This is a genomic window from Synechococcus sp. PCC 6716, assembly GCF_022570815.1.
In the GTDB taxonomy this organism is placed as follows: domain Bacteria; phylum Cyanobacteriota; class Cyanobacteriia; order Thermosynechococcales; family Thermosynechococcaceae; genus Thermosynechococcus; species Thermosynechococcus lividus.
The window spans coordinates 25151-52114 of sequence record NZ_JAKLTU010000015.1 but is presented as its reverse complement, the minus strand read 5'-3'; the positions used below and the strand labels follow the sequence as shown (position 1 = coordinate 52114).

Annotated in this window: 27 protein-coding genes; 18 read left to right on the top strand and 9 right to left on the bottom strand. The window is 53.6% G+C overall.

Features of this window, described 5'->3' with window-relative positions; genetic code table 11:
* Positions 1–9: 9 nt before the first annotated feature.
* The 3 genes from L5220_RS08750 (at position 10) to lnt (ending at position 3237) form a co-directional block, all read left to right on the top strand.
* Complete coding sequence (locus L5220_RS08750) at positions 10–366, top strand: zinc ribbon domain-containing protein (RefSeq protein ID WP_499573049.1); 357 nt, start codon at positions 10–12, stop codon at positions 364–366.
* 215 nt (positions 367–581) lie between these two features.
* On the top strand, positions 582–1757 hold the full coding sequence (locus L5220_RS08745; protein WP_499573047.1) for a DNA double-strand break repair nuclease NurA: 1176 nt from the start codon (positions 582–584) through the stop codon (positions 1755–1757).
* Positions 1750–3237: an apolipoprotein N-acyltransferase gene (gene lnt / locus L5220_RS08740; RefSeq protein ID WP_499573045.1), complete on the top strand. Its 1488-nt coding sequence runs from the start codon at positions 1750–1752 to the stop codon at positions 3235–3237. The genes L5220_RS08745 and lnt overlap by 8 nt, the downstream gene beginning before the upstream one ends.
* Here the strand turns inward: lnt and L5220_RS08735 are convergent.
* Both L5220_RS08735 and bcp read right to left on the bottom strand, forming a co-directional pair.
* Positions 3200–4033, bottom strand: a complete 834-nt coding sequence (locus L5220_RS08735; RefSeq protein WP_499573041.1) for a DUF3598 family protein — start codon at positions 4031–4033, stop codon at positions 3200–3202. The two genes, lnt and L5220_RS08735, sit on opposite strands and share 38 nt — an antisense overlap.
* Positions 4034–4076: 43 nt before the next feature.
* Positions 4077–4550: a thioredoxin-dependent thiol peroxidase gene (gene bcp, locus L5220_RS08730; RefSeq protein ID WP_099798419.1), complete on the bottom strand. Its 474-nt coding sequence runs from the start codon at positions 4548–4550 to the stop codon at positions 4077–4079.
* A gap of 433 nt (positions 4551–4983) precedes the next feature.
* On the opposite strand from bcp, the gene L5220_RS08725 reads away from it, so the two are divergent.
* The 7 genes from L5220_RS08725 (at position 4984) to L5220_RS08695 (ending at position 10857) form a co-directional block, all read left to right on the top strand.
* Positions 4984–5292 carry a carbon dioxide-concentrating mechanism protein CcmK gene (locus L5220_RS08725; protein ID WP_011056791.1) on the top strand — a complete coding sequence of 103 codons (309 nt, stop codon included), beginning with the start codon at positions 4984–4986 and terminating at the stop codon, positions 5290–5292.
* 68 nt (positions 5293–5360) lie between these two features.
* Positions 5361–5702: a carbon dioxide-concentrating mechanism protein CcmK gene (locus L5220_RS08720; RefSeq protein WP_011056790.1), complete on the top strand. Its 342-nt coding sequence runs from the start codon at positions 5361–5363 to the stop codon at positions 5700–5702.
* A complete protein-coding gene (gene ccmL, locus L5220_RS08715; protein ID WP_099798420.1) occupies positions 5702–6001 on the top strand; it encodes a beta-carboxysome shell vertex protein CcmL in 300 nt (99 codons plus the stop codon). The genes L5220_RS08720 and ccmL overlap by 1 nt, the downstream gene beginning before the upstream one ends.
* Positions 6002–6020: 19 nt before the next feature.
* Positions 6021–7973, top strand: a complete 1953-nt coding sequence (gene ccmM / locus L5220_RS08710) for a beta-carboxysome scaffolding protein CcmM (RefSeq protein ID WP_448526867.1) — start codon at positions 6021–6023, stop codon at positions 7971–7973.
* 22 nt (positions 7974–7995) lie between these two features.
* On the top strand, positions 7996–8595 hold the full coding sequence (ccmN, locus tag L5220_RS08705) for a beta-carboxysome scaffolding protein CcmN (protein WP_499573038.1): 600 nt from the start codon (positions 7996–7998) through the stop codon (positions 8593–8595).
* Entirely contained in the window at positions 8582–10180 is a 1599-nt protein-coding gene (locus tag L5220_RS08700) for an alpha/beta hydrolase (protein WP_499573036.1), read from the top strand. The genes ccmN and L5220_RS08700 overlap by 14 nt, the downstream gene beginning before the upstream one ends.
* Positions 10181–10422: 242 nt before the next feature.
* The gene (locus tag L5220_RS08695) at positions 10423–10857 is read left to right on the top strand and encodes a hypothetical protein (protein WP_499573034.1); all 435 of its coding nucleotides are present in this window, start codon (positions 10423–10425) and stop codon (positions 10855–10857) included.
* Here the strand turns inward: L5220_RS08695 and L5220_RS08690 are convergent.
* Positions 10840–12096 (bottom strand): BaiN/RdsA family NAD(P)/FAD-dependent oxidoreductase, encoded by a 1257-nt coding sequence (locus L5220_RS08690; protein WP_499573032.1) that lies wholly within the window; start codon positions 12094–12096, stop codon positions 10840–10842. The genes L5220_RS08695 and L5220_RS08690 overlap by 18 nt on opposite strands.
* A gap of 9 nt (positions 12097–12105) precedes the next feature.
* On the bottom strand, positions 12106–13863 hold the full coding sequence (locus tag L5220_RS08685; protein WP_499573029.1) for a mechanosensitive ion channel family protein: 1758 nt from the start codon (positions 13861–13863) through the stop codon (positions 12106–12108).
* A 492-nt stretch (positions 13864–14355) separates the two neighbouring features.
* Here L5220_RS08685 and L5220_RS08680 point away from each other — a divergent pair, with 492 nt between their 5' ends.
* The 4 genes from L5220_RS08680 (at position 14356) to hmpF (ending at position 18320) form a co-directional block, all read left to right on the top strand.
* A complete protein-coding gene (locus L5220_RS08680; protein WP_448525357.1) occupies positions 14356–14877 on the top strand; it encodes a ferric uptake regulation protein in 522 nt (173 codons plus the stop codon).
* Positions 14874–15419, top strand: a complete 546-nt coding sequence (locus tag L5220_RS08675; protein WP_499573026.1) for a DUF2808 domain-containing protein — start codon at positions 14874–14876, stop codon at positions 15417–15419. The genes L5220_RS08680 and L5220_RS08675 overlap by 4 nt, the downstream gene beginning before the upstream one ends.
* Positions 15420–15434: 15 nt before the next feature.
* Positions 15435–16331 (top strand): S66 peptidase family protein, encoded by an 897-nt coding sequence (locus L5220_RS08670; RefSeq protein WP_499573024.1) that lies wholly within the window; start codon positions 15435–15437, stop codon positions 16329–16331.
* A gap of 300 nt (positions 16332–16631) precedes the next feature.
* Positions 16632–18320, top strand: coding sequence for a pilus motility taxis protein HmpF (gene hmpF, locus L5220_RS08665; RefSeq protein ID WP_499573022.1), 1689 nt, complete (start codon positions 16632–16634; stop codon positions 18318–18320).
* A gap of 77 nt (positions 18321–18397) precedes the next feature.
* Here the strand turns inward: hmpF and L5220_RS08660 are convergent, their stop codons facing one another.
* Entirely contained in the window at positions 18398–18838 is a 441-nt protein-coding gene (locus L5220_RS08660; protein ID WP_499573020.1) for a hypothetical protein, read from the bottom strand.
* A gap of 118 nt (positions 18839–18956) precedes the next feature.
* Entirely contained in the window at positions 18957–19493 is a 537-nt protein-coding gene (locus tag L5220_RS08655) for a peroxiredoxin (protein ID WP_448514865.1), read from the bottom strand.
* A gap of 79 nt (positions 19494–19572) precedes the next feature.
* Between L5220_RS08655 and L5220_RS08650 the strand changes: the two genes are divergently transcribed.
* Positions 19573–22440, top strand: coding sequence for a UPF0182 family protein (locus tag L5220_RS08650; protein WP_499573018.1), 2868 nt, complete (start codon positions 19573–19575; stop codon positions 22438–22440).
* On the opposite strand, the gene L5220_RS08645 is transcribed toward L5220_RS08650, so the two are convergent.
* The gene (locus L5220_RS08645) at positions 22437–23324 is read right to left on the bottom strand and encodes an alpha/beta fold hydrolase (protein ID WP_499573016.1); all 888 of its coding nucleotides are present in this window, start codon (positions 23322–23324) and stop codon (positions 22437–22439) included. The two genes, L5220_RS08650 and L5220_RS08645, sit on opposite strands and share 4 nt — an antisense overlap.
* A 128-nt stretch (positions 23325–23452) precedes the next feature.
* On the opposite strand from L5220_RS08645, the gene L5220_RS08640 reads away from it, so the two are divergent.
* Positions 23453–23710 (top strand): BolA family protein, encoded by a 258-nt coding sequence (locus L5220_RS08640; RefSeq protein WP_099798434.1) that lies wholly within the window; start codon positions 23453–23455, stop codon positions 23708–23710.
* A gap of 70 nt (positions 23711–23780) precedes the next feature.
* Entirely contained in the window at positions 23781–24104 is a 324-nt protein-coding gene (gene grxD, locus L5220_RS08635; protein ID WP_099798435.1) for a Grx4 family monothiol glutaredoxin, read from the top strand.
* A 90-nt stretch (positions 24105–24194) separates the two neighbouring features.
* On the opposite strand, the gene L5220_RS08630 is transcribed toward grxD, so the two are convergent.
* Together L5220_RS08630 and L5220_RS08625 are read right to left on the bottom strand one after the other, a co-directional pair.
* The gene (locus L5220_RS08630; RefSeq protein WP_448525349.1) at positions 24195–24632 is read right to left on the bottom strand and encodes an Hsp20/alpha crystallin family protein; all 438 of its coding nucleotides are present in this window, start codon (positions 24630–24632) and stop codon (positions 24195–24197) included.
* A 205-nt stretch (positions 24633–24837) separates the two neighbouring features.
* The gene (locus tag L5220_RS08625; protein WP_499573012.1) at positions 24838–25503 is read right to left on the bottom strand and encodes an MBL fold metallo-hydrolase; all 666 of its coding nucleotides are present in this window, start codon (positions 25501–25503) and stop codon (positions 24838–24840) included.
* 15 nt (positions 25504–25518) lie between these two features.
* Here L5220_RS08625 and L5220_RS08620 point away from each other — a divergent pair, with 15 nt between their 5' ends.
* Positions 25519–26964: a site-2 protease family protein gene (locus L5220_RS08620; RefSeq protein ID WP_448514871.1), complete on the top strand. Its 1446-nt coding sequence runs from the start codon at positions 25519–25521 to the stop codon at positions 26962–26964.

The following is a 26964-nucleotide window of genomic DNA, read 5'->3' as shown; positions in this document are numbered from 1 at the left end:
ATCTAGTTCGTGCAAATTCCGCACTACAAGCTGTTTGGACGAATTGAGCAGCTTTGTTTAATTTTCGGGATTCGATTAGTCGAAACCGAAGAATCGTATACGTCTCAAGCCTCGTTTTTTGATAATGACTTCTTGCCTACGTTCGGCGAAAAACCTGAAGGGTGGAAGGCATCAGGAAAACGAGTTCTTAGAGGTCTGTACCGAACTGCGCAAGGATGGCTCATCAATGCAGACTGTAATGGAGCCTGCAACATCATGAGAAAGGTAAGCACAAAGCTCAATATCGATTTGAGTGGAGTGTGTAGAGGGGCTGTGGCAGCCCCTTCTAAGGTCAAGTTAGAGCAGATTGGCTTTGCTCTAGCCTAACTTAGAGAAGCCTCACCGTTCCACGGCGGGGAGTGTCACCATCCTCGATCGCATCCGGAGGATATTGATGTCAACCTCAACTGCCTCGACAATATTCATCAACTGCGCGATCGCTTTCAAGTTCAACTGTTTGATGGCCAGCAGTGGGAGCGCAACATTGAAACGCTGCGATGATAAATGCCCCAATACATAAATACATAATTTAGATTAAGGCTATGCTCGATCTCACCAAAGTGGCGATGCAAATGGGGCAGGTGGGTCAGGTCATTCGCCAAGGGGCGATCGCCTGCCAACAGAAACAGGCGCAAGCCCTTGATATTTTTACAGCGATGGCTGGGCAACTCGACCATTATCGACACCTCTTAGCCACGTGGCGTGAGCACCTCGCCTTTGCGGTTGCGGAACCCAGCGAACCCCTCACTACTGTGCACACCGTCTCCCCAGCCAGTCTTCCCTACGGTGTTATTGCTGCCGATGGTTCACAAATTGCCCCCAGCCACCACGAAATTGCCTACTGTTACCTGATTAATATTGGCCGAGTTGCCATCACGTACGGTTCGCAGCGCCGCCCGCAGTTAAATAGTCTGCCGCAGTTGGTCTATGACCCTGCGGAGCTGGGGCGATCGCGATCGTGGGGCATTACCACCGAAGACTGGCTGCGTTACCGCCGCACCCAAGCTGAAATGCTGGCGCTAGCCGACTTAGCACCCGCTGCCTCCCCTGAAATCCCCACCCTTGCCCTAGTGGATGGCTCGTTAATCTTTTGGTCCTGGAGCACCCTTGCTCCTGCTGCCCGCGACATCCTCTTAGCCCCCATTCTCGAGGCGTGGCAACAGCTACGGGAGCGGCGGATTCCCTTAGTGGGGTATATCAGTGCCTCCCGCAGCCATGAAACCCTGAATTTTCTGCGCTTGGGGGTCTGTCCTTACCCTGAGCCGAATTGTGCAGAGCATTGCACCAACCAGAGAGAGCGGCTACCCTGCCAGACCTTTGACCCCTTGCGCGACACACTCCTGTGGCACGCCCGGCTTGCACCGCAGCAGTACAGCCCCCTTTGGCGCAGTTACAGCCCTATTTTGGAGCACTACGGTGATCATGCTATTTACTGTTGCTACCTCCACGCAGGCAGCGAAGTGGTGCGCCTAGAGGTTCCGCAGTGGGTGGCCAAGGATAGCGATCTACTTGCGCAGGCCATCCGCCTGACCGCCTCCCAAATTCAAAAGGGACACGGCTATCCAGTGGCGTTGGCGGAGGCGCACAATTTAGCGGTAGTGCGCAGCAGCGATCGCCAACGCTTTTTTGCTTTACTGGAACGGGAACTGATCAAGGCAGGGCAGTGGCATGTGGCTCCTTCCCCCAAGGAACAGCGCAAGCGCCAGAGTATTGTCTAAGCTCAGACACCCTCTAGGACTTCTGCTGGCCGGTGCTGTCATGCAGTGGGCGCTGCCACCCGTAGGTTGGGGATGGCTGGCCTTTGGCGCGGTAGCCCCCCTGTGGTGGGTCTGCCAGATGCAGCGAGCCGGGCTACCGGCAGTGCTCGCTGGCCTCTGGTGGGGGCTAGGGTTTTACGGCAGTAGCCTAGTATGGGTGTGGGATCTGCACCCCTTGACTTGGATTGGCATTGATCCGCTGCCGAGTTGGCTCATTTCCCGAGGCATTTGGCTGTTTCTAACCCTCTGGGGAGCCACTCTTAGTATCGTCTGGGCAGCGTTGATGGCACGGTATGTCTGTGGCCATGGCCTTTGGCCAGAACTCTTGGCGGGGGTGACCCTCTGGTGTGGCCTAGAAGCCCTGTGGAGCTATTCCCCCCTATGGTGGATTAGTGTATCCCTCAGCCAAAGCCCCCACGGATTAGTGCAGTTGAGCCGCTTGGCGGGGCCAACCACCCTCACAGCGGTGGTGTTAGCGGTGAATGGCCTGATCGTTTTAGCATTACGGTATCACCGTCGCTACTGGCGCTATGGCGTGGTGTTCCTAGGAAGCGCGCTATTGCTCAACGTTGCTCTGGCGGCGGCGGTGCCCGCCGATCACGGCGAGGGGTTGCGCGTGGGTATCATTCAAGGGAACATTCCCACCCGAGAAAAATTAACCCCTGAGGGAATTCGCCGCGCTTGGCAGGACTATACTCGCGGTTATCAGGACTTGGCGGCCACTGGGGTTGAGGCAGTCCTGACTCCGGAAGGGGCATTGCCGATTCTCTGGCAACCCGAACAGGTAAATCGACTGAGCACCGCTGTGCAACAGGCCGGGGTTCCCCTGTGGCTGGGGACGTTTATGGCCACGACGGACGGGCATTATCAGGTACTGTTGACCCTCGATCAGCACGGCCAAGTCTATAGCCGCTACAACAAAGTGAACTTAGTCCTGTTGGGGGAGTATATTCCCGATTGGTTATCGGGGGTGGTGCAGCGGCTGTCCACCCTGCGATCGCGCCTCATTCCCGGTAACCCCGACCAAGTGTTTAGAACCCCTTGGGGCAATGCCGTGGTGTTGATTTGTTTTGAATCGGCCTTTTCCCACCGCAGCCGCGCTCAGGTACAAACAGGAGGAGAATTTATTCTCAGTGTGGCCAACAATGATCCCTACCGGCAGCAATTAATGGCACAGCACCACGCCCATGATGTCCTGCGTGCCGTTGAGGGCGATCGCTGGTTAGTGCGCGCTACCAATACCGGACTCTCTGCAGTGATTGACCCAACAGGCACCACCCGTTGGCTCTCAGACCCCGATCGCTTTGTCATTCATGCCGAAACCATCTATCGCCGCCAGAGCGTCACCCTCTATACTCGCTTTGGCGATTGGCTCCTGCCACTGTTAGCAGTGGCCACAGGGGCTAGCTATAGCTCACGCGCGTTTCGACCACGAGGGTAGCACTCACCCACTCGCCGCGATCGCCATAGTGACGGATAAGGCGTTGGCGCTGATCATCGCTCCATAACCAACTGACTTCGACAAAAAACGGCTCACGAAAGGAGACCTGCAGTGGGGTTAAACTCGCAGTACCATCCGGTAACAGCAGCAGTTGCTTGGGCACAGGGGTATCTGTAAATAACAACCGTGCCCCCTCAAGGGTCGCTGTGGTCGCGAGATGCTGATCCTGCCACTCAAGGGATTGGTGGAGCACTGTTCCCTCTTGCCACACCGTCAAGGTTGTTGGTGATTCCGTGGGCGATCGCCAGTCCGCGTACACCGTATAAGCGGTTCCCTGCCACCTCCCCACAAGATGCGCCACCTGCAAAGGGGGTCGCTCAGTGGCCTCAGAACCTGCACGAAACTCGCGAATCAACGTCATTGACTGTAGCCGTTGCCCCTTATCAAACAACTGCACAAACCGCAGCCGCCGATCCCCCACCACAAACCCATACTCCGCCCCAAACTCAGCGAACGGCGCTACCTGCAACGACCCCTTAGAAAACGCCCCCGTTTCAAAAAAAACATTCTGGCGACCAATAGTGGCATACTCCTGCACCGTGTTACTTGTGGCTGGCTGATTCAACCCCTTAGCAAACCGTTGCAGTTGAAAGCGCACCCGCGACCCATCCGCCACCTCCGTTAACGAGAGGATCGACGGCACAGATTCCCCCACCGTACCATCAGGGGCAATGGCAGTAAAGGAACCGTGCCACTCCCCCAAGTTTTTGCGAAAATTGTCCCAGTTACTACTCATTGTCAAGGTTCCAAACGTATATCTCAACCCTGCTGCAACTATCTCAACCCTGCTGCAACCGTGCCACATCCTCAAGCACTTGGGCAATATGGGCATCGGGTTTAACACGGCGGTAGATCGCAGCCAGCTTACCCTCTGGGTCAATGAGAAACGTATCGCGATACACCCCTAAATACTCCTTGCCCATAAACGTTTTCGAGCCATAACTACCATAGGCTTGGGCGACTGCTGTGTCTGTATCTGACAAAAGCCGGAAGGGCAGATCAAACTTTTTTTGGAACTTTTGGTGCGAAGCAACACTATCGGGACTAATCCCCAAAATAGTGACGTTGCGTTGTGCCAACGCCGCTGCCACCTCTCGGTAACCGCAAGCTTCCTTAGTGCAGCCGGGCGTGTTATCACGGGGGTAGAAGTACAAAATAACCCATTGCCCTCGCAATTCCTCTAAGCTAACTAAGGTGCCACTGGCATCTGGCAGCGTAAACAAAGGGGCAAAACTACCAACCTCTAAAAACATTGACGCAACCTTTTCAAAATGTCTTGAGTGGACATACAACAAATAGACACAAACCTATTAGTGATTGATTCGACATTGAAAAACTCAATTTCAATCTTGCGATCACGGGAAAACCGTTGACTTGTCTATGCTAATTCAATTCGGCTTAGATTTTGATCTATGAATGAAGTCCACGAGAGCTGCAAACGCCGGTCTAGTACCGCAAACATCGCAGTTGAATCAGGTTTCATAATAGTAGAAACTAGAAAATATTATCAAGGGTTATATTGTCAAAAGAAACCCCTAACCCTATGCTTGTCATAGAGATAAAAAGACGGTGATTAACGTAACGATAACAATCGGCCATCCCGTCATAAATTTCTGGGGCGATCAATTTGATTGCAACTGTAATTTTTGTACTGCTTACCCTTATTCTAATTAGGAGAGCTTACTCATGCCAATTGCTGTGGGAATGATTGAAACGCGCGGATTCCCCGCCGTCGTCGAAGCAGCAGACGCAATGGTAAAAGCCGCACGGGTCACCCTTGTGGGCTACGAAAAAATCGGCAGTGGTCGGGTCACGGTCATTGTCCGGGGTGATGTCTCCGAAGTGCAAGCCTCGGTGGCGGCAGGGGTTGACTCTGCCAAGCGAGTTAATGGTGGTGAGGTTCTTTCGACCCACATCATTGCCCGTCCCCACGAAAACCTTGAATACGTCTTGCCGATTCGTTACACGGAAGCGGTTGAACAGTTCCGTAACTAATATATTTCCCACAGGTCAATGTTCAGTTGCATCGCACCATCACTTTCTAATGTTTAGGAGCTATTACAATGGCAATTGCTGTCGGAATGATTGAAACGTTGGGCTTTCCTGCTGTCGTTGAAGCGGCAGACGCAATGGTAAAAGCTGCGCGGGTTACCCTTGTGGGCTACGAAAAAATTGGTAGTGGCCGAGTCACGGTTATTGTTCGGGGTGATGTCTCAGAAGTACAGGCCTCAGTGGCGGCTGGGGTAGAAAACGTGAAGCGAGTCAACGGTGGTCAAGTGCTCTCGACCCACATCATTGCCCGTCCCCACGAGAACCTTGAGTACGTCCTGCCCATTCGCTACACCGAAGCAGTGGAGCAGTTCCGTGAAAGTGTTAGTGGCATTCGTCCGATGGGTCGCCCATAGTGAAAATTGCACGAGTGTGCGGCACGGTTACCAGTACTCAAAAAGAAGACACCTTAGCGGGAGTCAAGTTTTTAGTCTTGCAATATTTGGGTGAGGACGGCGAATTTTTACCCGACTACGAAGTCGCTGCGGATACAGTGGGTGCAGGACAAGACGAATGGGTGCTGGTGAGTCGAGGGAGTGCCGCCCGCTACATCGTCAACAGTACTCAGCGACCCATTGATGCAGCCGTTGTGGCCATCATTGACACCGTAAGTCGGGATAACTATTTGCTGTATAGCAAGCGTACCCAGTATTAGCAGTTGGAGACTTCTCCCTATGGCGGTTCAAAGTTATGCGGCACCTCCTACGCCATGGTCACGGGATTTAGCGGAGCCAGACATTGCCAGTTCGGCTTACGTTCACTCCTTTAGTAACCTCATCGGAGATGTCCGCATCAAAGATTATGTGCACATTGCCCCCGGTACCTCGATTCGTGCCGACGAAGGGACACCCTTCCATATTGGTTCCTATACCAATGTTCAAGATGGCGTGGTCATTCACGGTTTACAGCAGGGGCGAGTCATTGGCGATGATGGTCAAGAGTATTCCGTGTGGATTGGCAACAATGCCTCGATTACTCACATGGCGCTCATCCATGGCCCCGCCTACATCGGTGATGGCTGCTTTATTGGCTTTCGCTCAACAGTATTTAATGCACGGGTGGGAGCAGGCTGTGTTGTCATGATGCATGCCCTGATTCAGGATGTTGAAATTCCACCCGGTAAATATATTCCTTCAGGAATGGTGATCACCAATCAACAACAGGCGGATCGCCTTCCCAACGTCGAGGAATCGGATATTCATTTTGCTCAGCATGTTGTGGGGATTAACAAGGCACTGCTGTCGGGCTATCGCTGTGCTGAAAATATTGCCTGTATTGCCCCCATTCGCAATGAGCAGCGGGGTCAGGCTGACCCACAGATGTTACAGGTTGAAACGCTTACCGGGGAAAATCGTACCATGACAACAGATTACGCGACTCACGTCCGCCAACTGTTGCAGCAGGGGTATCACATTGGGCTGGAGTATGCGGATGCGCGMCGSTAYCGCACCAGTTCTTGGCAGAGTTGCCCAACGCTGACAGCACAACAGGAATCGCAGGTATTAGCAGCCATAGCGCAGCTTCTGAATGAGCACGCGGGTGAATATGTGCGGCTCATTGGTGTTGATCAGCGAGCTAAGCGGCGTGTTTTTGAACAGGTGATTCAACGCCCAGGGGATGCGGCTCCTGCTAGCGATCGCCCCAGTGGGTCAGCACCCGTGGTGGGTGCGGTTCCTAGCGGCTCCCTTGATAGCTCCGTTACAGCGCAGGTGCGGCAGTTATTACAGCAGGGCTACCAAATTGGCACTGAGCACGCGGATGCCCGCCGCTACCGCACCAGCTCTTGGACCAGTTGTGCCCCTATTCAATCGCAGCAGGAGCCAGAGGTGATCGCTGCCCTTGAAGCCTGCCTTCAGGAACATGCAGGGGAGTATGTGCGCCTGATTGGCATTGACAAGAAGCAAAAACGGCGGGTGTTCGAGCAAATTATTCAGCGACCGGACGGTGCCGTGGCGATCGCCCCCAAAGCAATGAATACCAGCATTAACAATGGCAGTGCCACCCCCAGCGATACAGTGTTGAGTGCCGATGTTCTGAACCAAGTACAGGATCTACTGCGGCAAGGGTGCGTGATCACCACTGAGTATGCTGATCAACGGCGGTTCCGTACCAGTTCATGGCAGAGTGGCATCAAAATTACCTCTGCCCAAGGTATCAACGATCTGAGCACCTTTTTAGCCGAGCATCCACGGGATTACGTTCGCCTTGTGGGGGTCAACCCACAGGCTAAACAGCGCGTCCTAGAAGTGATTATTCATCGCCCTAACGGTCACGCAGCAACTAATGGCAGTAGTACCCGCGGTAAAGGGTTTGCTCCTAGCAGCACGGCCAACCCGACACGCACTGCTAGCACAAGCCATGGCCTAGACTCAGAGGTGGTTCAGCGCGTGCAGCAGCTCCTGCAACAGGGACACCAGTTAGCCCTAGAGCATGTGGATGCCCGCCGTTATCGCACCAACTCGTGGCAGAGTGGCCCGCGTATTGAGGCCAAAACCCTGAATGAGGCACTTGCCGCCATTCAAGCCTGCCTGCAAGAGTATAGTGGCGAGTACGTCCGCCTCATTGGTGTGAACCCTGCCAGTAAGCAACGGGTGGCGCAGATTCTGCTGCAACAGGCCACTAAGTAGCCCTCCCAAGTGAGGTGCCCCGATGCCCCTGCCGCCCTTGGCCTTACCCCCGACTCCTGCCGTACGGATTGCTGGTGATGTGGTGGTACATCCCCAAGCTATTCTGGCACCGGGGGTCTTGCTCTGGGCTGAAGCGGGGGCAACCATTCGCATTGCTGCTGGGGTGTGTATTGGTATGGGCAGCGTTATTCATGCCCACGGCGGCGCAATTACAGTAAGCGAAGGGGTCAATATCGGGGCGGGGGKGTTACTCATTGGCCAAGTCACCATTGAACCCCATGCCTGTATTGGCACCAGTGCCACCCTGATGAATACCATCGTTCCTGCGGGAGCGGTGGTTGCTGCGGGATCACTCATGGGGGATAACAGTCGCCGCTGGCAACCGGAGCCAGCCCCAGAGACCAGCGATCCATGGCAAGAGGCGGCCTCCCCAGCCAGCCCTGACCCTGATACCCCACATTCCCCAGATTCACCGCCAACAGACACAGAGCCAGCCCCTGTAGCGGCGGTTGAGAATGCAACCCCTACAGCCAAGCCTACGGTTGTCTATGGCCAAGCTTACGTGAGCCAGATGTTTGCGAAAATGTTTCGCACTGAACCACTGACCAATGAACAGCCGTAATTTCTGGTGGCACCACCCGTGGCGGATGGTGGGGGTAGCACTGGTGCTCTTGGGTGGGTTGTTGTGGGGCTGGTTTTATCCCCACGCGTTGCAGACAGAGCTTGTGCGAATTCCGCGTCAACCCCATCAGGTATTAGTGAGTCGTTTGTATCTGCCCCTGACAGGCACCCCCCCTTACCCCACCCTGATGCTGTGGCATGGTGTGAACTGCACCAAAGAAACCATGGAGCCGCTGGCGGTGGAGATGGCTCGCCATGGGATTGCAACGATCGCCACCGATGTTGGTGGATTTGGCGAGTCCTACCCTCGCCCCTATAGCGAAAGTGAAAATGATGCTGATGCCAGTGTCGTCATGAACTATGTTGCTGCCCATCCCGATCGCTTTGATCCGCAGCGCCTTGGGGTCGGTGGTCACTCGATGGGGGGGGCGATCGCCCTCAGCCTTGCTAGTACCGATAGTCGCATTGTCAGTACTCTGAACCTTGGGATGTCCTCAGACATCAACCCACTGCTCCCCCCCAACCTCTTCATGGGTAGTGGCCTGTATGAACAGTTTCATACCCCCACTATGATGCGGGCGATGCTCCGGCAAGGCACCATCCCCACTGCTGTTGCCAACCAAACCTATGGCGACCTTTCCCAAGGTCGGGGACGCAAATTAGTCATCTCTGCAACCAGTGATCATGGCATCGGCACCATAGATGTGACCCTACTACCGGCAGCAGTCGCCTGGGCCACAGCAACCTTGGCCCCCAGCACGACCCTACAGGGAATGGTAATGCCATGGGTACTCTTAGGACAGTGTTGCGTCATGGTAGGTAGCTGGCTCCTCAGTAGCTACCTTGGCCAAGGCATCCCCCCCCTACCATTCGGGAAGCGAGGCTTGAGCCTTGCCTGCATCGCTGGAATCGTCAGCATACTGCTGCTCGCCCATACCCACCTCGTGCCGCCTCGGCTTGCTAGTGATGGTACTGTGTGGGGAGCGATCGCCCTGCCCTTAGCTAACTATGGACAGCGCTTCCCAGCAGCCATTGACCAGTTGTGGCGCGTTGTCTGCATCTACACACTTCTTGTGGTTAGTGTTACAACAGTAACGTCTGTTGTCTGGCAGTTACCGGAATGGGTGACCCAACCACAGTTACTGCTGGGAGTTCCCTTCTTTTTCGGCCAACAACCCCTGACGGCTGTCCATGCCACGTTCAATTTACTGCGCTCGGTGTTTTTTGTCAGCTATAGTGACGTTGTGATTCCCCGCTGGCCATTTTTACTGGTGGTTATCCCAGAATTGGTGCAACCAAGTAGCATCATTCAAGGGCTGACCCTAGCTGCAACTGCTGTGGGGGAACGCATCCGGCAACCTCTGGTGCTTGACCTCCGCCTTGGCCTGTCGAAGCGAATGCTCTATATTTTGGCGGCACTTGTGTTGGTGTTGGTGCTGCTGCTGTATCAGCAAGTCATGAGTGGGGTGTTTACTCCTGAATTTATTGCGAGTGCTCTGAAAGCACTGGGGCAGTCATTCCTGATTCCCCTCCTACTGATGGTTGTAATTGTCCGATCGCCCTTCTGGCAACGGTGGGTGGGCTAGCATCAAACCTAAAGAACACACTAAACCAACCCAAAGGGTGATCCTATGGCCATTACCCTTGCTAAATGGGCGTTAACTCAGAGCTCGGTAACGTGTTAAGAACTATTGGCTTAATGTTAAGCATTATTAACTTTGATTGATCAAATAAATAAGACTTATCACACTACTAGAAAGCGATCCTCGCGATCGCTCCTTGGCACAGTTGCAGGTTCTATAAAACACAGTTATTTGGGATATTGTACATGATGCATGGACTCTCGCTCGCCCCTCGGTACCGCTTAGATGATGCTGATCCATGGCTGTTGGGGATTGATCCCAGTCGGCAGTACTGGTTACAGATCAACGGCGATCCGCAGCAGTTGGCGACAATCCCGGGAGTGGTGGTGCAAAGTATTTCCGATCTGCGGGAGATCATGGAAACGGTGCGATCGCTCCTGCCGGGGCAGCGGGTGCAATTTCAGCGGGCTGCGACATGTTTAGAACTTCACTGCATTGGTGACAATTTATTGGCCATTGCGGATGAGGTGGCGGGGGCACCGGTTTGGCACCTGTTTGACCGCGAAACCCTCGAAAGTTTATTGATGAGCGCGCATCCCCACTGGCAATGCCGCCCAGAGGATGTGGAGTTAGGACGGCGACAGCTTTGGCACTCGTTTCAGTTACCCGTTGCGGCCTAAGCTTTGTCCAGCAATCCAGCCGGTGGTCCATGCACTTTGTAGGTTAAAGCCACCGGTCACGCCATCAATATCTAGCAGTTCTCCTGCCAAAAATAGGCCGGGGCAGCGGCGGCTAGCCATGGTCTTAAAATCCACGTCCTTGAGATCCACGCCGCCACAGGTGACAAACTCCTCTTTGAATACCCCTTTGCCGACGATGGCAAACTCACTGCGATGCAACAGTAATGCTAGCTGCTGGCTACTTTTTTTGGTCAGATGCGCCCAGGTCTGATCAACGGGAATACCCACTAATTCCAGCCAATAGCTCCACAGTCGTCGCGGCAGATCAAAGGGGCAATGGCTGGCGATCGCCCGTTTCGGCAGACGCACACGACACGCCTCTAACCGGCTGCGTAGGTTATCGTAGGACACCAACGGTAGCCAATTGATCGTTAGAGTGGCCTGATAGTGGTGGCTGGCTAAGCTGCGGGCACCCCACGCCGAGAGCTTGAGCACCACCGGCCCACTGAACCCCCAATGGGTGATCAGCAGTGCCCCCTCTTGGGTCAGGGGCGGTTGATCCGCCACCTTCAGGGTTGCCCGCACCGGATGCACACTCAGGCCTGCCCGTTGATGCAGACGGGGATCTGCGACTTGGAAGGTAAAAAGGGAGGGCACCGGCGGCACAATGGTATGCCCTAACTGTGCAGCCAAGCGATATCCTTGGGGACTACTGCCTGTGGCAAGCAAGAGGCGATCGGCCACCAGTGGTTCAGGAGCCTGGCTGGTCATAACCTGAAATTCCCCTGCTACGTTGGCAATGCGCTTGACGGCAGCTTGGGTGCGAATGCGAACTCCCAAGGCTTTGGCTTCGGCGACTAAGCAATCAACGATCGTGCTGGAGTCATCAGAAACGGGAAACACGCGCCCATCCGCTTCAGTTTTTAGGGCAACCCCTCGCTCCTGAAACCACTGCATGGTATCCCGCGGCTGAAACCGGTTAAATGCCCCCCGCAGTTCTTTTCCGCCACGGGGATAGTGCTGTACCAAGAGTGCCGGATCAAAACAATGATGAGTCAGGTTACAGCGTCCACCGCCAGAGATGCGCACTTTGCCCAAAACCCTAGGGGCAGCCTCAAGCAGGGTAATCTGCGCCCGGGGATTGGCACTTGCACAGGCGATCGCCCCGAAGAAAGCGGCGGCTCCCCCACCCACAATAATGATGCGATCTGGTCGCTGACCTAGGACGGCAGATGACATCGCTACGGCTTAGGATTCCAACGCGGAGGCATCTGGCGACCCCCCATGGCCATTGACCTCCCGTACCAGATGAAGTTGCTGGTGCAAGCGCCCAATGGGAATACCGTTGGCAGCGAGGACATTCAGCATCCGGCGGCGGAATTCCCGCGCCACCGCCCACTGCTGGCCGGGTTGAGTTTTAATCCAAATACGCACCAACAGACCACTGGCGGTAATCTCATCAATGCCTAACACCTCGGGGGGGGCTAGGAGCTTTGAGTGCCACGCTGGCTCCTCATAGAACTCCTGACTCAGCGCAGCTAACAGACTTAGCATCGGATCTGGCGCAGTGGTGATATCCACCCACACCTCTAAGTTAACCCGGGACCACGTGCGGGTTAGGTTAGCCACCTTCGTAATGGTACTGTTGGGAATGGTAATTAAGCAGCCCTCAGCATTCCGCAGTTGGGTGACCCGCAGGTTCAGGTTTTCTACCATCCCCGCATAGGGTTCAATTTGCACCACATCCCCAATAGCGTACTGATCTTCCCAAACAATCAGCAGCCCGTTAATAATATCCTTAACAAGGTTCTGAGACCCTAGGGAAATGGCTAAGGCAAGGAAGCCCCCCACCGCCAAAATGGAGGAAATAGGCACTCCCAAGGAACTCAGAATCACCACAATCCGCGTCAAGTAGATCAACACGGTCTTGAGGCTGCGCAGCACTTCAATGGTAGTGCCAATGCGCAGGGTGGTTCGTTGGGCATCACTAAACTTGACGAGGTTATTTTGCTCCCAGAAGATGCGAAGGCGATCAAAGGCTAGGTCAGCAAGCTGATTGAGGAGGCCAGTGCCAAACCATACCGCCATCCAGAGAATCGGCAGACCGTAAACCTGTGAACTCCATCCGCGGGTGGCCGGAAATAATGCCAAGATCAACGCCAAGGCGTATAGCCAAAGGGCAATCTGCCCCCAGAGCAGTAAATAGCGCACGAGGCGGATGAGTTTTAGCCGCTGCTTGAGGAAAAATTCAGCCCCCAAGTTGGGCAACAGGGGCAGCGGGCGCTCCGGTTCGTTGGGTTGGGTGGTCGCGGCGATCGATGCCAACTGCCGTTGTATCGTGCGTCGCTGTTGCGCCAACAGGACTTGAAGTAAAAACATGAGGGTACTGGCAGCTAGGACTTTGAGGGCGATCCATGCCGCCGTTTGCAGTTGTACCATCAGCGCTGTGTAGGTGCGCTCCTTAATGGCTTGGTTCATCTGGGTTTGCAAGATACTGCGCCAGTTTGCCGCAAGAGTGTCTGCCGGTAGTTGATGGTAGTCGCTATCGGCTTCGGTGATTGTAAGAATGCGGGTGGTGCGCTCGGAACGACCGAGACGGCCACTAATGACCAATTCATTATTGAGGCGAGCAACCCCAATATTGACGACCTCTGGGGAACCACGGCGGTTTTCAATGGCGCTATTGAGAATACGGCGCAGATTAGATTGAATGAGTTCAGCACGCAGCTCTACAGGAACGCGATCGCCAGGGTCATTGCGATCGCGCACGGTAGGTGCAGCGATGGTAAATAAGACCCGCCCATCAAAGCGCACCTCCGTTGTTTCCAGTTCGCCAATGCGACGAACGCCAGGGGGGGGCGGTGAAACTGTGGTCTGATTTAATCCCGGAATTGTTACTTGACTAAAGCCTGGAGCTGCCAACAATACCGCGAAACAAATGCTGAGAAGGGCGATCGCCCCCCAACGCCACGCTCGTTTACGGACATTGATCATGAGCCAGTTCATCGTAAACAGCAGATATTTTCTTTTTGAAAGAAAATTTAGACACATCCTATCCTATCATTCCCTTGAAGTGCTAGGCTGCCACAAGGCTCTATGGATTTGGGTGTTACTGAGTGTGGCTATGACTTGCCCTCATCCCCAACCCTTCTCCCTAGAGAGAAGGGAGCTAAGAGTCTTGTTCCCTCTCCTTTGGGAGAGGGCTAGGGTGAGGGCGGCATTAGGATTGATTGGTGGCCAACTTATGTTAACCCTGCGACTACAGTGCCAGCTTCCCGCCATAAAAAAATGACGTAGTGTCGCGGAATTCCCTATCCACCGATGCGGTGGGGTAGGTTATCTGCGCCGTCATGATTAAATAATGGCTATTTTTTGCAAAAAATTAGTTATTACTAGCCATTCCAACTATTAATCATTCTCAATAAGATTGCATTCTTGCAAATACTGCCGTTGGTCAGTTATCATGCGAATCATAACGGCGGATTGAGCGAATCTCCTATGCCCCTTTACACCGCAGCAGCCCTCAAAGCCGAACTGAACGATAAAGGATGGCGATTAACGCCACAGCGAGAAACTATTCTCAATATTTTCCAAAATTTGCCGAAGGGCAACCACCTGAGTGCCGAAGACTTACACCACGAGCTACGCAAGCAAGGGCACTCCATTAGTTTGTCGACCGTCTATCGCACCGTCAAGCTAATGTCACGGATGGGCATTTTGCGAGAGTTGGAACTGGCTGAAGGTCATAAGCATTATGAACTGAATACGATGTCACCTCACCATCACCATCACATGGTGTGCGTGCAGTGCAACCGAACCACCGAATTTGATAATGATTCGATTTTGAAGCAAGCCCTCAAGCAAACCGATAAGTACGGCTTGCAGATGATTGATTGCCAGCTTACCATCTATACCATTTGTCCGGAAGCTTTGCGGCGCGGTTATCCGGGGTTGCCTGAGCATTGGATGTGCAGTAGCGCGATCGCCCACAGTTCTGAACCGCCCCCCCGTGCAAAATGATCAAACGCACCAAATCTTTTTTCGTGGGAGTTGGCCTTGCCCTTAGTGCAGTACCGTGGGTGGGGGCAGTGGAATTCCCTGATGGTCGCGTTGCCTTTGATCAATCGCCAATTTTTGCTGAAGCAAATACCCGCTATCCCCAAGTATTAATTCCCAGCCCTATCTACAACTTTATTTTACGGGTGCCGGAGACTGCTGGCGAATCCCTTGCCCGTCTAGAGATTCAGCAGCTACCCGCTCTAGAAACCCTTTATTTTCAGCCCCAGCGTACCCGTGCCTTTGTTGGCACCCAACCTCGCCAACGCATTCCCCTCGCTGCGGCTGTGTTTGACCCCAGCGACCAAGTGCTACGCATCACCTTTGATCCGCCCATTCCTCCGGGAAGCTATTTGCGGGTGGAGGTTTCCCCTGTGCGCAACCCTCAATGGGAGGGGGTCTATTTGTTTGGTGTGACGGCCTTTCCGCGGGGTGGCGATCGGGCGATTGGCCAGTATATTGGTACTGGGCGATTGCAGTTTTACCGTGGCTCAGACTTCCTGTGATCGGATGTGGATGAGATGACGCTGGCCATTCTGCCGCCCCCGTTGCAGCCGGGCGATCGCCTCGGCGTGGCCTTCCCCAGCGGCGTGCTGCGACACCAAGAGGCGTTTTGGCAAGGGGTGGCCTGTTGGCAAGCCCAAGGCTACGAAGTGCTGGTGGACGAAGCGGCCTTTGACGGATGGGGCTACCTTGCAGGTTCCGATGCCCAACGGCGCGATCGCCTGCGCCACCTATTGCAAGATACTACTATTAAAGCCATTCTCTGTGGTCGCGGCGGGTTTGGTAGCACCCGCTTACTCGAAGCATGGCAATGGCTGCCCTGTGCCCCGAAGTGGCTGATTGGGTTTTCCGATATTACCGCCCTGCTGTGGAGCTATGCCGCCCAAGGCGTCGCAGGGGTGCATGGCCCAGTCCTGACAACGCTGGCCGCCGAACCCCTGTGGAGCCAAACTCGCCTGTTTAACTGCGTGCAGCGACAGCCGCTGCCCCCCCTCTCAGGCACTGCTTGGGGAGGCGGCTGTGTCCAAGGACGGCTATTGGTGGGTAACCTGACGGTGGCAACCCATTTGCTAGGCACCCCCGATTGTCCCGACTTTAGCAACGTAATTTTAGCACTAGAGGATGTGGGGGAAGCCCCTTACCGCATTGACCGGATGCTGACCCAGTGGCGACGCAGTGGTGTGCTCAAGCAGATTAAGGGGATTGCCTTGGGGCGGTTTAGTCGCTGTGACGATGCTGCCACCCAACCAAACTTGCGTGTTCTGGAAGTTCTTGGCGATCGCCTAGGGGATTTAGGCATTCCCATTGTCAGTGATCTGCCCTTTGGCCATGATGGGGTCAATGCCGCCTTGCCGGTTGGAGTGCTTGCAGAACTGGATGGCGATCGCGGCCAGTTGCGCGTGCTGGCATCGTAAGGTTGCCGACAAATTCAGCTCCTATCACCTCATGCCTGATCTATAATGTGTCTAGTTTTAACCACCCTTGGCCTGCTAGCGCCAGTCTGGGGCACCCGCTATATATTGTTGCCCTGATGATGGCATTCCCGTTTAGTATGGAATTGAGTTGCTGCCGTGAAGCTAACACTTGTTAGTTTGATATGCTGACTCTGGGTATTTTTTGTCCTTGAGTTCATGGTGCTCGATCGGGCTTGAGGCATGCATTCGCTAAGTTCCGTTGTGTGTAAGTATTTGCATTAGATTAAGAGGTCAAGGGCTGTGCAGTATCTCGCGGAGGTCATTAAAAAAACGGGTTTCATGGGTACGAAATCCGAGCTAAAACTTCTAATGCGTGAACAATCTGGGTACTGGCATCCTGTCTCCCAAAACGAAGACACCATCCCCTTTGACAATAGCCGCGACTATGGGAATGGGGTACTGGTCTTTGTCGAGATGGCTGCCAATCGTCAGATTCAGCATGTAGATGAAGCCTCACGGCGACTGACGGGCATTTTACACGGCTTTACACGGATGCGCGAACGCTTCCAAAGCCAAGAAGAAGAAATTGAAGGCTGGAAGCAATCCCTGTCTTACCAAGCAGAGGCCCTTAACCAGAGAGAAGCAGAATTTGAAATTCGTCGTGAAGAGTTACAAGAGCTAGAAGAACAAATTGCCAACTACGAGCAACAACTGGCAGACCTCAATAAGCTGCGCTCAGAACTAGGGAGAGAGGAAGAGCGCATTCAAGCTGAGCGCCAAGCCCTCGAAAACCTACGCCACCAAGTTCACCAAGAGCAGCAACGCTGGGAGCAATTAAAATCCAGTCATAGTGTTGGCCTCTCACCGGATCAGATTCGTCAAGTCGATGCGATCTTGCAACAACTGAGCGACAGCCTCAATAGCAGTAGCACTAATCAGGTCAACGACTGCTTGCAGGTTCTGGAGCAGCAGCAAGCCCTGTTAACCCAATACTGGCAGCAGTTAGAGCAAATTGACCAAGAAGTGGGGCAGCGGCAAGCAGCTCTTGAGCAGCAACTCCACGCATTTCGTGACCAAGAACAGGCATGGCATGCAGCCCAAGAACAATTTTGGCAAGATAGCCGCGCGATCGCCCTGCAGGAAGAACTTTGCCGCTACAAGCAATCGGTACTCGAAAAAGAGCGCCAGCTCCTTGCCCAACAAGAAGATATGCTCCAGCAAATGCGGCAGGCCATGGTGAGTGACTTAACCGAAGCGGTAGATGTCAATGCCTTGATGAAAATGGCCATAGAAGATCTAGAAAAAGAAGTGGCTAATCGTGGTAACGATCTCAAGCGAGCCTCCGCCTTTGTCAACGATCAAGAAGAAGAGTTAAAAATGGCGCTGGAGTCCTTGATGGAACTTGAGCAAAAAGCAAAAGATGCCAGTGACTTTGATCGCCTCCAACTGGCTGGTGAACTGGAAGACGAGCGGCAGCGGTGTAACCTCCTCAACCAAGCCCTTGAAGGTCAGCGCCAACATATCCGTGAAAAAGAAGCGGCCTATAAAATTTACCTGCAAGTTCTCGAAGCCCGTCGAGATCCCGCTTCACAGCAGGGGATTAGTCTGATTCCAATTCTCAGTGAGCTAGAAAAACAGCTTCATGAGTACGGCGTTGCTGTTAACCAACTGGCGGAAGAACTCCAGCACGCCTACACCGATCTCGAAAGTCTGCGCCACGACATTGAAGAGCGCCGCAAACGGCAACAGCAGCAGCGAGATCAGTTGACACAGCAAGAGCAAACGCTGATCGAAGAGCAACGCTTGATTGCGGCCAAACGCGGCCAAGCAGATCTACTACGGGAATTTTTGCAGCCTGTACAGGATCGGCTCAACCAACTGCGGCAAGTACTGGAGAGCTTAGGAGACAACCAAATGAATGGCCGTCCTAGGGCGTTAATTTCTGAGCTTCAGCAAGTGGTGATGAATCTGGGGCAAGGAACGACGTGACATCCTCCCGACGCTGACCCTACGGTTACAGTGCGGGACGTATTGCTCCCCGAACCCCTCATTAGTTAAAAGTTAAACTAAACTCGCTCCAGTGTGGCTTCCAACAGTTGTTTTAGTTTATGGCTACGGTAAATGCCACTTAAGAGGGTGTAGTGATTGGCATCCACCTGCCAGTAATGCTCAAATCCTGTGCAACGACTTGCATCTCCCAGTAGAATAAACTGCTGCACAATGCTATGGGGGGTAATCCAGCCTTCCCCTTCGAGGCGGCCTAACAAACTGTGTTGCAGCACATAGGTAAACAGCATTTCGTCTAGTTCTAGCTTACCCCGTGACTGTAAAATCAAGTCTGGTTTAGCTTGTTCAGCGAATGTTACCTTTGCGGCCATAGAAAACCAGTCATCCTGCCCATAGGACACAAGAATCTTGCCAGAGATGGCGATCGCCTCTTGATCTGGCTCCAGCCAGTAGCCATTCAGGAGCCACCGTCCCGCATCCACTAAGAATGTATGATTCACGCTGAACTTGTCCGAAACAAATGTACTGATTTTATCCACTGGAGGCAGGTCTGTACCACACGCCTTCACGACCTCTACAGGGGGCATCCATCAGTGAATTGCGCCACCACCCATGGGCTTAGGTGTGCTGGAGTTCCTCTAAGCGCGCGAGAACTTCTTTACTGTGGGTTGCTGGATTCACCTTGACGTAGCGCTCTCGCAAAATACCGTCGGGGTCAATGATAAAGCTATGGCGTAGGGAGACAAACCCTAACCACGAACCATAGGCTTTGCTAACGCGGCCATCCGGATCCGAGAGTAGTGGAAAGGTCAACCCTTCGCTATCGCAAAAATCTGCATGGGAATCGACAGAGTCGGCGCTGACACCGATAACTTCAGCATTGTGGGCATGGAATTGCTCAATATCTTGCTGGAAGCGCTGCGCCTCAATCGTACAGCCAGAGGTAAAGTCCTTCGGGTAAAAGTAAAGCACCACCCATTTGCCACGGTAATCTGCTAGGCGAACGGGCTGGCTGCTGGCATTGGTGGGCAAGGTAAATTCGGGTGCTGGGGCATCGAGGGGGGGCAGTTCACCTCCTAACGCCACACTAGGAGCAGACCATCCCACGAGGACAACCAGACTGAGCAGACAAGACAAAAGGATGCGCAAGACCATGGCCAAACCGTTAGACTAGCAGTAGCAAATTCTAACCGCAATGTAACCTACCTTTAAGAATTTTTCGAGTTTGGAGTCCATGCGCTACCACTCCCTTGGTCATTCACTGTTGTACTGGCTAGGTTGGTTGGTGGCGGCGATCGCCCTTGGCATTGTCATTTGCCGTCTGCTGGCAGAAAGCCTTTGGTTTCATCACCTTGGCTACGCTGGGGTATTGTGGCTGCGGTGGGGGGTACAGGGACTGCTGCTAATTTTTGTGGTTGGGCTGTCAGGACTCTTTTACCGTTGGCATCAACGCCGTGCCTACCAGCAGTGCACGGTTACCTTGGATGCAGAACTCACTGCCCACAGTCGCTATCGGGGGTTGGGGCTACTGGGGCTGTTGAGTGCGGCGGCGGGGTTAATTGGCTTGCTGATAGTGGCAACGTACCACATTGGGGCGATCGCGGTGCAACTGTGGCAGCAGCGCAGCGACATGACGATTAATACCCCGCTTTTGCCGCAGTTAAGTGTCTGGCGAGCCGCAGACTTACTACAACAAATCCTCCAGAATCCATGGTTACTCTTGGTGAGCGCTGGCGCATTGATACTGGGGCTATGGGCACCGCTGCACCTCTTTCGGGGGATTAGTGTGATCCTGAGTTTGGCCATGGGGGCGATCGCCCTGATGAGTTGGTCAGCGGTGCTAACGGGTGTGTTTGGTGTTAGTGATCCCCATACCGAACCACTGTTCCATCGTTCGATTAGCTTTTATCTTTTTCGCCTCCCCCTGTTAGAACTGCTACGGCTGTGGCTTGTGAACCTCAGTGTGGTGAGCTTAGCGGGAGTGGCTCTTACCTATTTGCTCGCCAACGATAGCCTCAGCCATGGCAAATTTCTTGGCTTTGTGCGATCGCAACGCCGACATTTACAGGGTCTGAGTGCCTTTGTGTTTGCCACGGTTGCCTTTAGCTTTTGGCTAGAGCGCTACAAACTGCTTTACTCCACCAACGGAGCCGCCTTTGGCGCAGGTTATACCGATGTCACGGTGCGCTTACCCCTCTACGGCTGGCTGTGCGTGTCTGCCCTTGCCGTGGCAATGCTCCTTGGCTGGTCAGCCATTCGCCAAGGCGGTCGGGGGCAGCGGCGTTTAGGCCCCATCGCCCCCGGCTTGTTTAGCTTTACCCTTGGCTATTTAGTCGTCATCTTGGTGGCCGATTGGTTACTCCCCAATGCCATTGAGGCAGCCATTGTTGAACCGAACCAACTGGAACGGGAACTTCCCTACATTCAACGGACAATTACCCACACCCGCGAAAGCTTTAACCTAGACACCATGAGGGTTGAACCCTTCCAGCCCGAAAATAATCTCAACGCTGAGATCATTGCAGCGAATGAGGCCACCACCCGCAATATTCGCGTTTGGGATACCCGCCCCCTCTTAGAAACCAATCGCCAACTGCAACAGTTGCGCTCCTACTACCGCTTCCCAGCCGCTTTTTTAGATCGCTATTCCCTCAAGCTTGCCAACCAGCAGGCCACCCCAGAACTTCGCCAAGTGCTGATTGCAGCTCGCGAAATTGACTACAGCGCTGTGCAACAGTTTGCCCGCAGTTGGATTAACGAACACCTCGTCTTCACCCACGGCTATGGGTTTACCATGAGTCCCGTGAATACCGCCGAAGCAAACGGTTTACCCAAGTATTTTGTGCGCGACATTGGTGAAAATGGCGAACTGCTCACGTTCCCGCCGCAACTGCGGGAGCACTTTCCCTTCTTCTATCCGCGTCTTTACTACGGTGAACTGACGAATACCTACATTTTCGCGCCCTCCCATGTGCCCGAACTGGACTTCCCCCGCGGCAGTGATAACGTCTATAACCACTACGACGGCAGTGGCGGTGTGGCCATTTCAGCGTGGTGGCGACGGCTGATCTATGCTGTCTATTTTCGCGATTGGCAAGTCTTACTCACCCCTAATCTACGGCCTGACTCGCGGGTGCTGTTTCGGCGCACAATTCAAGAGCGGGTACAGGCGATCGCCCCATTCTTGCGCATCGACAGCGAGCCTTATCTGGTCATTGCCGATCCGCGTTCTGAGAGTGACATCAAAGCCAGTCACAGGAGTGCTGGGGTGAGTTATTTGTACTGGATTATTGATGCCTACACCCTCAGTCGCCATTATCCCTACGCTGACCCAGGAAAGCATAGCTTTAACTACATTCGCAACTCCGTCAAAATTGTTGTCGATGCCTACAACGGCGATGTCACCTTTTACGTTGTTGAGCCAGAGGATGTCATTTTACAGACATGGCAGCGCATCTTTCCGCAGCTTTTTCGCCCCATTAGTGCCATGCCGCACCGGTTGTACACCCACATTCGCTATCCCGTGGATATGCTGCAAATCCAATCGGAGCAGCTATTGCAGTACCACATGACCGATCCGGTAGTGTTTTACAACCGTGAAGACCTCTGGCAAATTCCCCAAGAAATCTACCGCGAAACCCCCCAGTCCGTTGCCCCTTACTACCTCATTACGAAATTGCCCATTGGCTACACCGAAGAGTTTGTGCTCTTAGTTCCCTTTACCCCCGTAAACCGTCCCAACCTCATTGGCTGGTTAGCAGCGCGCTCCGATGGCCAAAACTACGGCAAATTATTGCTTTACGTATTTCCCAAGCAGGAACTGGTGTTTGGACCTGAGCAAATGGAAGCGCGCATTAATCAGGATCCGCTCATTTCCCAGCAAATTTCCCTCTGGAATCGGCAAGGCTCGCGCTCAGTGCAGGGCAACCTCCTCATTATTCCCATCGAGCGATCCCTACTCTACGTGGAACCCATCTACCTTGAAGCCAGCCAAAATAGCTTGCCTACCCTTGCCCGGGTCATTGTTATGGATAACGAGCGCCTAGTGATGGCACCTACGCTGGAGGAAGGCTTGAAGCAGCTGTTTCCCGCCGCCAGCTAGCTCAGGAAATAGCGACGGAGGCCATAGATTATCCACTCTGGCACCTCAAGGTGTGGTAGCMCCCCCGCCTCAGGAATGCCATAAAACCCTTGCAGCCGACCGTGGGCGCTGGCGTAGAGCCGCTGCCCTAGGGAAAAGGGAGTTAGCTTCGCCTGCTCACCCCAAAAGATGACCGTGGGGGTTTGCAACTGCGGCAAGTATTGGCTCAAATCAAAGGAAAGATTACCCTTTAAGGTGCTTAAGGCCGCCCATTCTGCGCCATAGCGACAGGCAGACTCAAGGTAGGCGCTAACGGTTTCCTCCCGCAGGCGTTGGGGGTTGGCGAACAAAAACTGAGTCAGGAAACTGCGAACCGCAAGGGGATTTGCTGCCGCCGCTGTATAGATGAGCCGATCTAGGGCAGGCACACTCAGGATAGCGCGAGCCAACGCTTGACCTTGATCTTCACCAAAATCATTAAACCCACTGGGACACACCAAACACAGGCTGCTAAAAAGATGGGGCTGTTGCACCGCCAAGCGAACAACAATACCAGCAGTGAGGGAAGAGGCCACCACCCGCACCGGCGTGCCCACCATCCGTAATAATTCAGCAATCATCAGCCAGTAGTCGCTGGTGTAATACTCTCGCGCAGGGTGATCCGATGCCCCCCAGCCAATGAGATCAGGTGCAATCACACGATAGCGACTGGCAAAGGCAGGATACACCTGCGACCATTCATAATGGCTGGAGCCGCCCCCAAGGCTGTGCAAAAAGATCAGGGGAGAACGCTCAATAGTGTTGCCCCAGTAGCGATCGCTCGGAGTATAGTAAACGATTTTGCCGCTACTGATGGTGAGGGTTTGTGACACAAACGTGGGGGGGCAAAAAGCCGTACTCGGCATAGGAATCCTCAACACACTGGGAAACTACAAGGCTAGCCATACCCAGACCATGGTTTGCCCAGGCGGCATAAGAGGGAAGTTTGATAGACTATTTAACGTGAGGCACTTAAGAACGTTTAGTATCATCTATGGTTACCCCTGAACAACTAACGCAGCTTATCCAAGCAAGTCTTCCTGATGCCATTGTCCACGTCCAGGATTTAACCGGGGGTGGTGATCACTATGAAGCGGTTGTTGTCTCCGCTGCCTTTGAAGGTAAACGGCTGGTACAGCAGCATCAATTAGTGTATCGCGGCTTAAATGGGGTGATGGCCACCAATGAACTCCATGCCCTAGCCCTCAAAACCTACACGCCGGATCAGTGGTCAGCAAACCCCTTAAAATAAGGGTAATCTCCTTGCAACTGTTTTTTCGGTTTCTTTAGTTTAATCTTGTTCTACACCTACGCAACCAACGATGACTCCAGAACTACAGGCTAAAATCGATGCCCTTGTCAAGGGCAATAAAATTGTCGTGTTCATGAAGGGCAGTAAGCTTATGCCCCAGTGTGGCTTTTCCAATAATGCCGTGCAAATTTTGAATGCCTTGGGTGTTCCCTACACGACGGTAGATGTCCTCGAAGATTTTGAAATTCGCCAGGGGATTAAGGAGTATTCCAATTGGCCAACAATTCCTCAAGTGTACATTAATGGTGAGTTTATTGGTGGATCCGATATTCTCATTGAACTGTACCAAAGCGGTGAGCTACAACAGCTTGTCGAGGTGGCCCTTGCCTCTTAGGGAACTAAAAAAATCCCCCACGCTGGGGGGTGTCGATGCGTTCAACATGTAACAACCTGTCATCGCCTCCTCGAGGGAGACGATGTGCTCTTAGGCAAGGTTCACTTTGACAACGCGGTTTTTCTCTTCTTCCGCTTTCGGTAGCGTTAAGTGCAAGATGCCATCTTTGTATTCGGCTTTAACCTCGGTGTTTTGAACCCGTGCTGGCAAGGGAATAACCCGTTGGAACTTACCATAGCGAAATTCGCTGCGTTTAATACCGTTGCTTTCGCTGTGGGTTTCTGACTTGCGCTCGCCACTGATGGCTACAGCGTCAGCCGTGACTTGCACGTCAATATCTTTAGCCTCTAGTCCGGGGAGTTCAATTTTCAGCAATAATGCCTCCGGTGTATCCTCCAACTCTGCGGCTGGTAAAAAGTGACTGTCATCGCTGCGCGCGCTGAGGGGAATCAGTTCATCAAATAGACGATTCATTTGCCGTTGTAGGGTGTCAATTTCCCGAAATGGTTCCCAACGTACGAGTGCCATAGCTGTATCCTCCCAAATTAATTAATTTGATCTAGAGTCGCTGCACAGAGCCAACAGTTAAATTTGTTGGTATTGCCACCCTCTCAAGGCAGTCATCAGTGGCTCATCTCTCTGTGAGCTACTTTTAGTCTAGAAGATACAAGGCGCTTTGCAAGTAGGGTTTTACGCCTTTTATAGGTTCTTTTTACCGAACCACAGGCGCAAACTAGGGTGCGAGAACCGTGTTACTGCCTTGGGGGATGGGAATAGATTGCAAAATATCTTGCGCATTAGAGATCACCCCTGCACCGCGCAAAAAGCCGAGGTTTGCGCCCGGGCACAGATAGGCTAAGGGACGCTGAGCGCAAAAGTGTTGTAGGGTTCTGACGCTGCGCAGTTGCCGCGGCCAATGAAAGGTTGTCGCTGTTTTCAAGGGGAGGAGGGCACCATCGGGGCTGGGTAACAGGTGTCGTCCGCTAAAGAGGACGCCCCCTTGCTCCCGCCAATACACACAACTGCTGCCGGGAGAGTGGCCGGGGGTCCACAGCACCTCTAGGGTTGGGGTGAGGGCGCAGTAGCCCTGCACGGTTGTGACGGTTAAGTGGGGTAGTAAATAGGCTTCTTGGGCATGGATCACCACCTCACACCCAAAGGTACGTTGAAATTCACGGACGTGGGCGATCGCCCCACGATGGGTCAGAATCAACCGTTTTAGGGGGCCTTGCTGTGCCAACCATTCTGTGGTTCCTGCTGCCCAAAATGGCGTATCAATCAGGGTATTGCCATCCTTTTCTACAATGAGATAAGCAGTGCCCCCTAATGTCTCGCGGTTTGGCGCAAAGGCATAGACCATGGGTAAGACGGGACGGGGGAGTTTCTGTTGTTGAGCCACAGGGTACCGCAACGTATGACATGGATATCCCTCATTGTATTGGGTTTGATTTTGCTGTTGATCGTGCGCCAAGGTACCGCTCGGTTGAGTCAAACCCCTTGGTGGTTGCTCTGGCTGGTACTCATGCTCCCAGCATTTTTTATAGCGGGTTGGATGGCACTGTATGGCAATACCCCAGTTCCATCGGGGTGGCTCATTCTGGTTTTTGTGACCAGTTCGTTTCTGTATCTCATTCTTTTACGCCGGGGGCAGCAGGCCTTAGCCCCAGCGACACCCGCCCCTAGCTTGCCCACGGTTCCTGAGGAGCCAGCACGGCTGTTGAATCGAGATGAGGAAGCGCAGCTCCAGAGTTGTTTTCCGTGGGGCATTTATTATCTCCAGCACATTGAGTATCGCCCGCAGGCGGTGATTTGTCGTGGGCAAATGCGCGGCGAGGCCAGCCAAGTGTATCAAACGGTGGAGCGCAACATTGCCCAACGTTTTGGCGATCGCTTTTTAGTAATGTTTCAGATGGGCATCAGCAACAAACCCTTTTTTGCCCTAGTGCCCCGCGATCGCCTGCCACAGCCGCAGCAACTGTGGCGACCGGGGCTGAGTCTTGGCTTACTGGCCTTAACCTTTTTGACGACGACCCTAGCGGGTTTAGCGTTGGTAGCGCCAGACGTGAGCGCAGCGGAACTACGGCAGAATCCTGAGCTGCTCTGGCAGGGGTTGCCCTACAGTATTGGTCTGCTCTTGATTTTGGGGATTCATGAGCTGGGGCACTTCACCGCGGCGCTTTGCTATCGAGTCAAGGCCACGTTGCCCTACTTTATTCCCCTGCCGTTTGCCATGGGAACCCTTGGTGCCTTTATCCAGATGCGATCGCCCATCCCCCATCGGCGCGCCCTTTTTGATATTAGTGTGGCAGGGCCGGTGGCAGGCTTCTTGGTTACTCTGCCGCTACTGATTTGGGGGTTGCACCAGTCGGAAATTGTTCAGCTACCTGCCAATGCCAACGAACCATCCCTGAACCCACAGGTGTTTAACCCACGCATCTCGATTCTTTTTGCCCTGATTGCCAAGGCGGTGTTTGGCCGTGCCCTAACCAACGACAGTGTTTTGCAGTTGCATCCCCTAGCGATCGCCGGGGTGCTGGGGTTAGTGGTCACAGCTTTGAACCTCATGCCGGTGGGACAGTTAGATGGCGGCCACATGGTTCATGCAATGTATGGCCATCGGGCAGGAGCAATCATTGGCCAAGTTAGTCGATTGTTAGTACTGATTTTATCCTTTATTCAGCCGTGGCTCTTTGTGTGGGCACTGATTCTCTTTTTTCTGCCCGCCTTTGATGAACCAGCGTTGAATGATGTCAGTGAACTCGACAACTGGCGTGATGGGTTTGGCCTGATGGCACTGGTGCTGCTGCTCCTGATTATTTTTCCGGTACCTGCTCCCTTGGCCGCATTTCTTTGGGCGTGA